At 71.3% G+C, this 12,582-nt stretch carries 9 protein-coding genes; 8 read left to right on the top strand and 1 reads right to left on the bottom strand.

Annotated elements, in window-relative coordinates; genetic code table 11:
• Positions 1–311: 311 nt before the first annotated feature.
• The 7 genes from ACGFH9_RS27935 (at position 312) to ACGFH9_RS27905 (ending at position 8,337) form a co-directional block, all read left to right on the top strand.
• Positions 312–1,649, top strand: coding sequence for a cytochrome P450 (locus tag ACGFH9_RS27935; RefSeq protein ID WP_355248878.1), 1,338 nt, complete (start codon positions 312–314; stop codon positions 1,647–1,649).
• Entirely contained in the window at positions 1,646–2,563 is a 918-nt protein-coding gene (locus ACGFH9_RS27930) for a terpene synthase family protein (protein WP_393224943.1), read from the top strand. The genes ACGFH9_RS27935 and ACGFH9_RS27930 overlap by 4 nt, the downstream gene beginning before the upstream one ends.
• A complete protein-coding gene (locus ACGFH9_RS27925) occupies positions 2,556–4,148 on the top strand; it encodes a prenyltransferase/squalene oxidase repeat-containing protein (RefSeq protein WP_393224940.1) in 1,593 nt (530 codons plus the stop codon). Before ACGFH9_RS27930 ends, ACGFH9_RS27925 begins: the two co-directional genes overlap by 8 nt.
• A gap of 123 nt (positions 4,149–4,271) precedes the next feature.
• Complete coding sequence (locus ACGFH9_RS27920) at positions 4,272–6,839, top strand: nitrate- and nitrite sensing domain-containing protein (protein WP_393224938.1); 2,568 nt, start codon at positions 4,272–4,274, stop codon at positions 6,837–6,839.
• A gap of 91 nt (positions 6,840–6,930) precedes the next feature.
• The gene (locus ACGFH9_RS27915; protein WP_355248851.1) at positions 6,931–7,353 is read left to right on the top strand and encodes a roadblock/LC7 domain-containing protein; all 423 of its coding nucleotides are present in this window, start codon (positions 6,931–6,933) and stop codon (positions 7,351–7,353) included.
• A gap of 5 nt (positions 7,354–7,358) precedes the next feature.
• Entirely contained in the window at positions 7,359–7,745 is a 387-nt protein-coding gene (locus ACGFH9_RS27910) for a DUF742 domain-containing protein (protein WP_393224935.1), read from the top strand.
• On the top strand, positions 7,726–8,337 hold the full coding sequence (locus ACGFH9_RS27905; RefSeq protein WP_393224934.1) for an ATP/GTP-binding protein: 612 nt from the start codon (positions 7,726–7,728) through the stop codon (positions 8,335–8,337). The genes ACGFH9_RS27910 and ACGFH9_RS27905 overlap by 20 nt, the downstream gene beginning before the upstream one ends.
• A gap of 313 nt (positions 8,338–8,650) precedes the next feature.
• Here ACGFH9_RS27905 and ACGFH9_RS27900 read toward each other — a convergent pair whose 3' ends face one another.
• On the bottom strand, positions 8,651–11,503 hold the full coding sequence (locus ACGFH9_RS27900) for an aconitate hydratase (protein ID WP_393224931.1): 2,853 nt from the start codon (positions 11,501–11,503) through the stop codon (positions 8,651–8,653).
• Positions 11,504–11,758: 255 nt separating this feature from the next.
• On the opposite strand from ACGFH9_RS27900, the gene ACGFH9_RS27895 reads away from it, so the two are divergent.
• On the top strand, positions 11,759–12,454 hold the full coding sequence (locus ACGFH9_RS27895; RefSeq protein ID WP_393224928.1) for a DedA family protein: 696 nt from the start codon (positions 11,759–11,761) through the stop codon (positions 12,452–12,454).
• Positions 12,455–12,582: the final 128 nt, after the last annotated feature.

Below are 12,582 nucleotides of genomic sequence, written 5' to 3'. Positions count from 1 at the left end.
GGGCCGGTCGGCGGCGGCGCCCCCCGCGTGTACGGGTGCGACCTGCGCGGGTGCCTCATCCTGACTATGCACTCAGGACTTGAGCCTGCCAGGGGCATCGATGTTCGTCTGGGGCGTGGGTGGAATCTCACCGGTCACAGGTCTAGAGGTGGCTTGCAATTGGTGAGATGCTTCCGACGCCCAGAAGGTGAAGATTTCACAGTCTCGACCGGCCGAAGTGGACCGACATGGCCGGTGGGACGACGAGGAGACGTTGCATGTCCCAGGTGTCCGATGCCGGCCCCGCCCCCGTCAGCACCGAACCCCGGATGATCCCACTCCGTCGTGCCCTGCCCGCGCTGGTCCGCGACCCGCTCGGCGCGCTCGTCGGCTTCGCGGAGGCCGCCGCAGGCGAGGTGGTCCGGCTGAACCTCGGCTCGTTCCGCCCGTACCTCGTGAGTCATCCCGAGCATCTGCAACGAGTGCTGAGGGACAACGTTGCCAACTACACGCGCGACGGCGAGGGTCTGTTGTGGCGGCCGGTCCGCCGGATCGTCGGCGACGCCATCCTGGTCGCCGAGGGCGAGATCTGGGAGTCCAGCCGGGGCGCGCTGCAACCGCTGTTCACCGCCAAGCGGGCCGAGACGCTCGTCGACCGGATGGCCGACGCGATCAACGAGGCCGTCGACGAGTGGCTGGAGCCGGCCCTCGACGGCCGCCCGATCGACGGCGGCGCCGAGCTGACCCGCATCGTGCTGCGGACCACCATGCGGGTGCTCTTCGCCGACCGCATCTCGGTGCCGGACGCGCTGCGGATCAGCGCCGCGCTGGACACCGTCACCACCGCCATGCTTCCACGCCTGCTGGTGCCCTTCGTGCCGTACGCGGTGCCGATGCCCGGCGACCGGCCCTTCCGCGAGGCGGTGCGGACCATCGACGAGGTGGTGCTGCCGATCATCCGGGAGGCCCGCGCGCGGCCAGGCGACGGCGACGACATCATCTCCACTCTCTGCCGCCCGCGCGCCGACGGCAGTGAGCCCGACGAGTACGCCATCCGCGGCGACGTGGTGGCCATGTTCTCCACCGCCACCGAGACCACGATCGCCCTGCTCTCCTGGCTGTGGCCGGTGCTGGCGTCCCGGCCCGACGTGGCCGAGCTGATGACCGACGAGATCGAGCGGGTGGTCGGTGCCGAGCGGGTCGGCCGCGAGCATCTGCCGCAGCTGCGCTACGGCCGCATGGTGCTCGACGAGATGCTGCGGCTCTACCCGGCCGGCTGGATGATCCCCCGCACCGCCGTGGACGACGACGTGCTGGGCGGTGTGCGGATCAAGGCGGGTGGCACCGTGCTGGTCAGCCCGTACGTCACCCAGCGGATGTCGACCTTCTGGGACGACCCGACGCTGTTCGACCCGGAGCGCTTCGCGCCGGAGAAGCCCCGCCGGCGCTACCGCTACTCGTACTTCCCCTTCGGCGGCGGCCCGCACCAGTGCCTCGGGCAGTACCTGTTCCTGCTGGAGGCGCAGCTCATCGTCAGCACCGTGCTGAGCCGCTACCGCTTCCGGCTGCGGGAGCCCGTCGGCCTGACACCCCGGCTCGGCGCCTCGCTGCAACCCAAGCAGCGGGCCGAGCTGATCGTCACTCCGGTCGAGCGTCCGGTCGCCTCGTGACCGGCGCTCCGTGGCCGGTGCAGGCCGGGCCCGACGCCGTCGCCGAGCAGGGCCGGGTGTGCGCGCTCGCCGTACGGGGTGTCCGCGACCTGCAGGGCGTCACCGCCGCCCACCCGGAACTCTTCGACGCCGCGCCGTTCGACGCCGCGCTGCTCAGCTCGGTGGCCACCGCCATCGCGTTCACCGCGCCGTGGCACACCGCCGCCGAACTGCGGATCACCACCCGTACCCTGCTCTGGGTCTTCGCCGCCGACTGGCAGGTCGACTACCTCGCCCGGTCCGCCGACGACGTCCGGACGATCGTGACCGACTGCCTGGCGGTCGCCGACGGGGGCGCGCCTCCGCCCGGCCGGCACCTCGCGCGGCTGCTGGCCGACCTGCGCGACGAACTGACGACCGTGCCGGCGTTCCTCCGGCTGCGCCCGATCTGGCGTGACGAGCTGGCCCGGATGCTCGCCGCCGTGTCGCGCGAGTGGGACTGGAAGAACCTGCCCACCGACCCGACCACCGGCAAGCGTCTGCCAGACCTCGACCGCTACCTGGACAACGCCGACAACCTGGCCTGCTCCTTCGTCAACGTCACGCACTGGATCGCCACCGGCGACGACAGGACCCTCGCCCAGTTGACCGACCTGCTCGATACCGGACGTGGCGTGCAGCGGGTGCTGCGGCTGGTCAACGACCTCGCCACGCACGAGCGGGACGCCGAGTGGGGTGATCTCAACGCCCTGCTGCTGGTCGACGACCCGGCGCGGGTGCACGCCCGGCTCACCGAGCTGACCAACCGTGCCCGTGGCGACCTGGCCGCGCTCGCCGAGCGGTGTCCGCGCCAGGCGGACTACCTGCACCGGCAGATCTCCTTCACGGGTGGCTTCTACCAGCTGTCGGACTTCTGGGGAGCACGCGATGAGTGAGACCCCGGGGCACGTACTGGCCGAACCGGCCACCGACGCCGCGCGCGAGCTGATCGCCGGCCTTGCGCTGCGACCGTGGGGGCAGGTCGCCCCCTCGGTGTACGAGAGCGCTCGGCTGGTCGCCGACGCGCCCTGGCTGCCGGGACACCACCAGCGGATCGGGTTTCTGCTGCGCGAGCAGCGCCCGGACGGAGCGTGGGGCCCACCCGAGGGGTACGCGCTGGTGCCCACGCTGAGTGCCACCGACGCACTGCTCGCGGCTGGATCGGCCGATGCGGACCTGCTCGCACCGGCGGGGCGTGGGCTGCACGCGCTCGCCGGCCGGCTGCTCGCCACGCACGCGCGGGCCCTGCCGGACACCCCGGCGCTGGATCTCATCGTCCCCGCGTTGGTCGAGTCGATCAACGATCGCCTGTCCCGGCTGGACCGGACGACCGGCGACCGGCTGCCCCGCCTCCCGCTGGAGCTGCCCGCGGGGCTCCGCCCGGACCGGCTGCGCGCGGTACGCGCCGCGGTCGCCGCCGGGGTGACGCTGCCACCGAAGCTGGCCCACTTCTACGAGGTGCTGGACGCGACGCCGGCCGACGCCGGACCGACCCTCACCGCCGTCGGCGCGTCACCTGCGGCGACCGCCGCCTGGCTGAGCGCCGCCGGCCCGGACGCCGGCCCCGCCGCCCACGCCTTCCTACGGCACCTGATCCGTGACGGTGACGGTCCGGTGCCCTGTCCGACGCCGATCACCGTGTTCGAGCGGGCGTGGGTGCTCGGCGGGCTGTGCCGCGCCGGTGTCGCCGTCGACCCACCGGCCACCGTGCTGCGCACCCTGGCCACCGCCACCGCCGCCGAGGGCGTCGCCACCGGCGAGGGCCTGCCCACCGACGCCGACACCACCTCGGTCACACTGGACGCGCTGGCCCGGCTCGGCCACCCCGCCGACCCGGCCAGCCTGTGGGCGTACGAGACGGCCGAGGGCTTCTGCACCTGGCCGGGGAGCGAGGACGGCTTCTCGGTCACCACCAACGCGCACGTGCTGGACGCGTTCGGCCAGCACGTGGCGGCGCACCCCGACGCGGACGCGCGGTACCACCGGACGGTCGACCGGCTCAGCGCCGTCCTGCCCGCACACCAGCACGCCGACGGCCTCTGGCAGGACCGGTGGCACGCCTCGCCGTACTACGCCACGGCCTGCTGCGTGCTGGCCCTGGCGGAGTTCGGTCGCGGCGGCACGGCGGCCGAGTCGATCGACCGGGCGGCCCGCTGGGTGCTGGACAGCCAGCGCCCCGACGGTTCGTGGGGGCGGTGGGATGGCACGGTCGAGGAGACCGCGTACGCCCTACAGGTGCTGTTGGCCGCGCCGACCGGAGCGCCGCAGGTCGACGACGCGGTGGCGCGCGGCCACGCCTACCTGCACCAACCGTCCGGCCGAACGGACCCTCCACTGTGGTACGGCAAAGAGCTGTACTGTCCTACCGCGATCGTTCGCGCGGCGGTCCTGGCCGCCTGTCGTCTCGCCTCGGTACATCTGACGGGGGTCGACCGTTCGGTGGTGGATTGTGGTTACCAGACAACAAAAACAGCGACTTGAGGGGTTGTGTGGACACTGCTAGCGTACGCAGAGCCTCAGCCCCGATGCCCCGCCATGGCGGGACGTCGTCTTCCATGATCACCCGTTGATGAGCTGAGTCAACGCCCGGCCTGGGACGGTTCAATGCGTTCTCGCGGTACGAGTATCCGCACCAAGGTTGTCGCCCTGCTGCTCTCCCTGGTCGCGCTCTGGATGTTCGCGGCATGGGTCACCCTGCGGGACGGCTTCAACCTGCTCGGTGTCCAGCTGCTCAACAGCAAGGTCTACGCGCCCAGCGAGCCGCTGTTGCAGGAGTTGCAGCTCGAGCGGCGGTTGACCCAGGCGTACCTGAGCGACCCCGACGCCGCTCAGCGTGCGGCGCTGGAGATCGAGCAGCGCAAGGCAGCCCAGCTGGCGGACGACTTCGCCGGCTCGGTCCGCAACTGGCAGGTCGACATGGCCGGCAGCTCGGCCCTCGACGCCCAGCTGGACGCCACGATCGCGCAGGTCAACGGGCTCCAGCAGACCCGCGCGGACGTGCTCGGTCGCAAGGTCGACCGGGTCTCCGCCGCCGACGCCTACACGAACGCCATCGAATCGATCTTCCGGATCTACGACGTCACCGGCAGCCTGGACGACAAGGAGATCGCCGCCGACGCGGCGGCCCTGATCCAGCTCAACCGGATGAAGGAGCTGATCTCGCAGGAGGACGCGCTGCTCAGCGGCCTCTTCGGCACGGGCCGGATCAGCGGTCCGGAGTACGCCCGCTACGTCAGCCTGGTCGGCGCCGAGCGGTTCCTCGGCGAGGAGACCCAGGCCCGGCTCGCCGACGCCGACCAGCGCCGCTACCGGCAGCTCGTCGAGGGCGAGGCGTTCACCCGGCTGCGCACCGTACAGGACAGCATCATCCGCGAGGGCCGCCCGGCGACCCAGCTCCCGGTCAGCGCCGAACAGTGGCGCGGCACCGTCGAGCCGGCCCTGGCCGAGGTGAACGACACCGTCGTCGACGGCGGCGAGGGCATCGTCGGCCGGGCCACCGGTGTGGCCGTGATGGTCGTCGTCCGGCTCGTCCTGGCCACCGGTCTGGGTCTGCTCGCCGTCATCGCCTCGGTCGTCGTCTCGATCACCACGGCCCGTACCCTCCTGCGCCAGCTGGACCGGCTGCGACTGGCCGCCTGGAAGCTCGCCGACGAGCGGCTGCCCCGCGTGGTCGACCGGCTCGGCCGCGGCGAGGAGGTCGACGTCGCCACCGAGGCGCCCCCGCTGGAGTTCGGCACCGACGAGATCGGCCAGGTCGGCAAGGCGTTCAACGCCGTCCAGGAGACCGCTCTGCGGACCGCCGTCGAGCAGGCCGAGCTGCGTCGCAACGTCCGCGAGGTCTTCCTCAGCCTGGCCCGGCGTACGCAGGCGCTGGTACACCGCCAGCTCACCCTGCTCGACGCGATGGAGCGGCGGGAGCACGACGCGGAGGAGCTGGAGGACCTGTTCCGGGTCGACCACCTGGCCACCCGGATGCGGCGCAACGCGGAGAACCTGATCGTGCTCTCCGGCTCCACCCCGGGTCGGGCCTGGCGGCGCAACGTCCCCATGGTCGACGTGGTGCGCGGCGCGGTCGCCGAGGTGGAGGACTACACCCGCGTGAACGTGCTGCCGCTGGGAGCCGTCTCGCTCGCCGGCCGGGCGGTCGGCGACATCATCCACCTGCTCGCCGAGCTGATCGAGAACGGCCTGTCGTTCTCGCCGCCGCACACCACTGTCGAGGTCCGCGGCCAGCTCGTGGCGAACGGGTTCGCCATCGAGATCGAGGACCGGGGCCTCGGCATGAGCGAGGAGGACCTGGCCGCCGCGAACCACCGCATCGTCGACCGGTCCGAGCTGAACCTCGCCAACGCCGCCCGGCTCGGCCTCTACGTGGTGAGCCGGCTGACCGAGCGGCACGGCGTCCGGGTCCGGCTCAAGGAGTCCGCGTACGGCGGCACCACCGCCGTCGTCCTCATCCCGACGGAGCTGATCACGGCCAACGGCACCGACCCGGAGAACTCCGGCGCGATCCCGGCCGGCCCGCCAGCCATCGCGCTGCCCGCCGGTCCGACGACCGTCGGTCCCGTCGAGGGCGGTCGTCCCGCCGGCCTCTCGACGGTCGCGGTGGCCACCACGGCAACGGAGACCAGCGCCGCAGGCGCGCCGCAGCCGGTGACCCCGGTCGCCTCGGCGCTGACCGGGAACAGCACCACCACCGAGCAGACGGACGGGAGCGACAAGGAGGTCGTACTCCCCACCCGCAAGCGGACGGCGGCGGGCACCGCAGCCGCGGACCTGCCCACCCGGGCGCGTCGTGTCCTGGGCCAGCCGGCCCTGGAGGGGCCGACGGTGCCCACCGGCCTGCCCGCGGTGGACCGGGCCGGAACGGGCGGCGGCAGCGAGCCGGGCACCGGCGGCGGGCCGGTTCCGGCACGGACCGAGACGGACCAGACCGGCTCCGGCCTGCCGGTCCGGGTCCGCCAGGCGAACATCGTGCCCGAGCTGCGCGACGACCCGGCGGCGACCGAGTCCGACGAGGAGGACGTGGTACGGCCCCCCGAGCAGGTACGCCGGATGATGAGCTCCTATCAGACCGGCACCCGGCGCGGTAGGACCGACGCGGCGCGGCTGCTCGGCGGCCCGTCGGGCGCGACGCCCGAGCCGACCGACGAGGAACCACAAGCCACCTGACCGAGCGCCGGCGCTGCGGGTTTCCGCGCGGTGTGACGGTCAAGCCCAAGACGAATACGGCGCAACTGCCGGGCGAGAAGAGGACGACGAAGTGGCCCAGAAGACGGCTTCGAGTGCCGACCTGACGTGGTTGCTGGATGATCTGGTGGGCCGGGTGAAGCAGGCCGAGCATGCGGTGGCGCTCTCCACCGACGGGTTGTTGATGGCTTCCTCGCAGGGGCTGAGCCGGGACGACGGCGAGCACCTCGCGGCGATGGCTGCCGGCATCCAGAGCCTGGCCCGGGGCGCCGGCAAGCGCTTCGGCGGCGGGCAGGTGCAGCAGACCATCATCGAGATGCAGTCGTCGTTTCTGTTCGTCACCGCCGCCGGCCGCAACGCCTGCCTGGCGGTCCTCGCCACCGAGGACGCCGACGTCGGTCTCATCGCGTACGAGATGGCGATGCTCGTCACCCGCGTCGGCAAGTACGTGGCCTCCCCATCGCGGGGCACCGAACAGTCGGCTGGCGAGAGGTAACGGCCATGACGGTGCAGGGGGAGTCCGCAGAGCATCAGTGGGTGGATGACCATGCGGGCCCGGTGGTGCGCCCGTACGCGGTGACACGTGGGCGCGCCCGCCCGATCACCGGCACGTTCGACCTGATCTCCCTGGTCACCGCGACCCGCGCCGACGTGACGCCGGAGGTCGGTCTCGGTCCCGAGCACCTGGCGATCGTCGGTCTGTGCCAGCGAATACAGTCCGTCGCCGAGATCGCCGCCCACCTCGACCTGCCGGTGGGGACCATCCGGGTGCTCCTCGGCGACCTGGCGGCCCGCAACCTCGTGCAGGTACGCGAACCCCAGACCACGGCCGGTCTTCCCGACAACAGCATCTTCGAGGCGGTAATCAATGGACTACGGGCACTCTGACCGGCCGGCGGGAGCGACGCCACTGCCCACCGCGATCAAGATCCTGGTCGCCGGTGGCTTCGGCGTGGGTAAGACCACCATGGTCGGAGCAGTGAGCGAGACCCGGCCGTTGCGCACCGAGGAGGTGCTGACCGAGACCGGCGTCGGCATCGACGATCTGTCCGGGGTGGAGGGTAAGACCACCACCACCGTGGCGATGGACTTCGGTCGGATCACCATCAGCGACGACCTGGTGCTCTACCTGTTCGGCACGCCCGGGCAGGACCGGTTCTGGTTCGTCTGGGACGAGCTGGCGCTCGGCGCGATCGGCGCGGTGGTCCTGGCCGACACCCGTCGCCTGGCCGACTGTTTCCCGTCGATCGACTACTTCGAGGGCCGGGGCACCCCGTTCGTCGTGGCCGTGAACTGCTTCGAGGGTTCCCGCCAGTACCGGCTCGACGAGGTGCAGACCGCGCTGAACCTCGACCCGGGCGTACCGGTGCTGCTCTGCGACGCGCGTCAGCGCGAGTCCAGCAAGGAGGTGCTCGTGACCCTGATGGAGCACGCCATGAAGACCCGCGAGGCTCGTCGCCGCGGCGCCAGCGGAGACTGACCGAAATTTTTCCGGGAAGGCTGTCCGGAACGCCGCCTCGACCGAGCCCTCCCCGCACGATCGGGCCACTGCACCCCCGTACCGTCGCGCTGCGGCTGCGCTGAGCGGGACCTGGTCCGGATCCTTCGCTGGCCGTACCCCGTTCTTGCCCTTCGCTCTGCTTCAACGGGCGCAACGGCACCGCACGGTCAGTGTTGCGCCGTGTGAAGCAGAGCAAAGGGCGCGCGACAGCTACCCGGGGCACGGCAAGGCAGCGACGTGGAAGGGCCGCTCCCCGCCAGCGCGGGAAGCGGCCCTTCTGAGGAGTACGACGTCAGTTGGCGATCATGCGGCGCAGCACGTACTGCAGGATGCCGCCGTGCCGGTAGTAGTCGGCCTCACCCGGGGTGTCGATCCGCACGACGGCCTCGAACTCCACGCCCGTGTCGGTCGTGACCGTCACCGTGCGCGGGGTGTCGCCGTCGTTCAGGGCGGTCACACCGGTGATGGTGAACATCTCGGTGCCGGTCAGGCCCAGCGACTCGGCGGTGACGTCGACCGGGAACTGCAGCGGCAGCACGCCCATGCCGATGAGGTTGGAGCGGTGGATCCGCTCGTACGACTCGGCGATGACCGCCCGGACGCCCAGCAGCATGGTGCCCTTGGCCGCCCAGTCCCGCGACGAGCCCGACCCGTACTCCTTGCCGGCCAGGATGACCAGCGGGATGCCGGCCTCCTGGTAGGCCGTCGACGCGTCGTAGATCGAGGTCTGCTCGCCGGTGAGGTGGTTGACGGTGAAGCCGCCCTCCACCCCGGGCACCAGCTGGTTACGCAGCCGGATGTTGGCGAAGGTGCCCCGGATCATCACCTCGTGGTTGCCCCGGCGCGAGCCGTACGAGTTGAACTCGTGACGCGGCACCCCGTGCTCGGCGAGGTACGCGCCGGCGGGGGAGTCGGCCTTGATCGAGCCGGCCGGCGAGATGTGGTCGGTGGTCACCGAGTCACCCAGCTTGGCCAGCACCCGCGCGCCGGAGATGTCGACGACCGGGCTCGGCTCCGGCTGCATGCCCTCGAAGTACGGGGGCTTGCGCACGTAGGTCGAGTCGCTGGCCCAGGCGAAGGTGTCGCCGGTCGGGGTGGGCAGCGACTGCCAGCGCTCGTCACCGGCGAAGACGTCGGCGTACGCGGCGCTGAAGCCGGTCGCACCGATCGCCTGGGCGATGACGTCCTGGATCTCGGCGCTGTTCGGCCAGATCTCCCGCAGGTAGACCGGGTTGCCGTCGGTGTCCTCACCGATCGGCTCGTTCGCCAGGTCGATGTCCATCGTGCCGGCGAGGGCGTACGCGACGACCAGGGGCGGGGACGCCAGGTAGTTCATCTTGACGTCCGGGTTGATCCGGCCCTCGAAGTTCCGGTTGCCGGAGAGCACCGAGACGACCGACAGGTCGTGCTCGTTGACCGCGGCCGATACCTCCTCGGGCAGCGGGCCCGAGTTGCCGATGCAGGTCGTGCAGCCGTAGCCGACCAGGTTGAAGCCGAGCTTGTCCAGGTACGGCGTGAGACCGGCCCGCTCGTAGTAGTCCATGACGACCTTCGAGCCCGGGGCCAGCGTGGTCTTCACCCACGGCTTACGGGTCAGGCCCTTCTCGACCGCGTTGCGGGCCAGCAGAGCCGCCCCGATCATCACCTGCGGGTTGGACGTGTTGGTGCAGGAGGTGATCGCGGCGATCACCACGGCGCCGTGGTCCAGCTCGTACTCAGCGCCGTCGGTGCCGGTGACCCGGATCGGGTTGCTGGCCCGGCCGCCGGCACCCGCGGCGGCGGTCTCCAGGTCGCGCGGCTCGTCGGCCGGGTCGCTGAACTCGTTGGCCGGCGGGTCGCTGGCCGGGAACGACTCGGCGCTGGCCTCGTCGGCCGGGCCGTTCGCGCCGCGCGGAAGCTCCTCGCGGGCCACGCTCGGCTTGAGGTCACCCCCGTCGGTGGAGTCGTCGGCGACGTAGTCGGTAAGCGCCGAGCGGAACAGCGTCTTGGCGCTGCCCAGCGGCACCCGGTCCTGGGGGCGCTTCGGGCCGGCGAGCGACGGCTCGATGGTGCCCAGGTCAAGCTCCAGGCGCTCCGAGTACGACGGCTCGGCCGCCGGGTCGTGCCAGAGGCCCTGCTCCTTGGCGTACGCCTCGACGAGCGCGACCTGCGCGGCGTCCCGGCCGGTCAGCTCCAGGTAGCGGATGGTCTCGGCGTCGATCGGGAAGATCGCCACGGTGGAGCCGTACTCCGGGGACATGTTGCCGATGGTGGCCCGGTTGGCCAGCGGCACGGCGCTCACGCCGGGGCCGTAGAACTCGACGAACTTGCTGACCACGCCGTGCTTGCGCAGCATCTCGGTGATGGTCAGCACGAGGTCGGTGGCGGTGGTGCCGGCCGGCATCTCGCCGGAGAGCTTGAAGCCGACGACGCGGGGGATCAGCATGCTGACCGGCTGGCCGAGCATCGCGGCCTCGGCCTCGATGCCGCCGACGCCCCAGCCCAGCACGCCCAGGCCGTTGACCATAGTGGTGTGCGAGTCGGTGCCGACGACGGTGTCCGGGTACGCCTGGCCGTTACGCTCCATGATCGTACGAGCCAGGTACTCGATGTTGACCTGGTGCACGATGCCGGTGCCCGGCGGGACGACCTTGAACTCGTTGAACGCGGTCTGGCCCCAGCGCAGGAACTGGTAGCGCTCCCTGTTGCGCTCGTACTCCAGCTCCACGTTGCGGGCGAACGCGTCCTCGCGGCCGAACAGGTCGGCGATGACCGAGTGGTCGATGACCAGCTCGGCGGGGGCGAGAGGGTTGACCTTGGTGGCGTCGCCGCCCAGGTCACGCACGGCCTCGCGCATGGTGGCCAGGTCGACCACGCAGGGGACACCGGTGAAGTCCTGCATGAGCACCCGCGCCGGGGTGAACTGGATCTCCACGCTCGGGTCGGCGGTGGGGTCCCACCCGCCGAGCTGCTGGATGTGGTCGGCGGTGATGTTCGCGCCGTCCTCGGTCCGCAGCAGGTTCTCCAGCAGGATCTTCAGGCTGTACGGCAGCCGGTCGTGGCCGTCCACCTTGTCGATCCTGAAAATCTCGTAGCTCGCGTCTCCGACGCGTAGCTGGGTCTTCGCACCGAAGGTGTCGAGGCTCGCCACGTCGTACTCCTTCACACCAGCGACCGTGAGTAGTCCTGAGCAGTCTGTCGCACCGGCTGGGGTGCCGCCGAGGTTAGGTGACACTTACCGCCGATTCCGCTCTCAACAAAACCGTACGTCCGTCTTGCTATTTCCGCAACCCGGCCGGGGTCCGCCTTCCGCCTTATCCCTAGCCTCCTAGGACGCGCTACAGGGTGTGAGCGCCGGCAAGGCAGGTCACGGACGCCCGCCACAGGTAGGGTTCGAGGCCCGGTCGGAGGAGGGTCATCCGTGTTCGACGTCCAGCACTGGCTCGTGTCGCTGCCGCCGATCGCGGTCTACCTGCTGGTGGCCGGGGTGATCGGCGTGGAGAGCATGGGCGTACCCCTGCCCGGTGAGATCGTCCTGGTCAGCTCCGCCCTGCTCGCGGCCACCGGAGTGGTGGAGCCGGAGTGGGTGGCGACAGCCGCCGCCACCGGAGCGATAGTGGGGGACTCCATCGGGTACGCCGTGGGTCGTCGCGGTGGCCGTCCACTGCTCGCCCGGCTGGGCCGACGCTTCCCACGCCATCTCGGCCCCGCCCAACTTGCCCGCGCCGAGCAGAGCTTCGCCCGGCACGGTGTCTGGGCGGTGTTCTTCGGTCGGTTCGTGGCGCTGCTGCGGATCCTGGCCGGTCCTCTCGCCGGAGCCCTGCGTGTGCCGTACCGGCGGTTCCTGCTGGCCAACGCCGCCGGCGGGCTCGTCTGGGCGTTCGGCACGACGTACCTGCTCTTCACCGTTGGCCGGGCCGCCGAACACTGGCTCAAGGACATCTCCTGGGCCGGCCTGGTCCTCGCGGTGCTCGCCGGCCTGGCCAGCACGTGGTGGCTGCGTCGACGTGCCCACCGCCTGAGCGCCGACGAGCCGACACCGCCTGCCGAGGCGCTGCCGTCTACGGAGCCGCTGCCGTCCGCGGAGCCGACCCGCGCCGGCCAACCGCGCAACTGAGCCCGCAGATCTTGGACAGTTTCCGTTAGCTGCTAACGGAAACTGTCCAAGATCTGCTCAGGTTCGGGGCGGGAGATGCCGGAAGGGCCGGGCCCCTTGTGGTGGGGTCCGGCCCTTGTCGGTGGTGT

The sequence above is a fragment of the Micromonospora sp. NPDC049102 genome (assembly GCF_043197485.1).
Lineage (GTDB): Bacteria > Actinomycetota > Actinomycetes > Mycobacteriales > Micromonosporaceae > Micromonospora.
The sequence above is the reverse complement of the archived record's forward strand: the minus strand, read 5'-3'. Positions and strand labels throughout refer to the sequence as shown.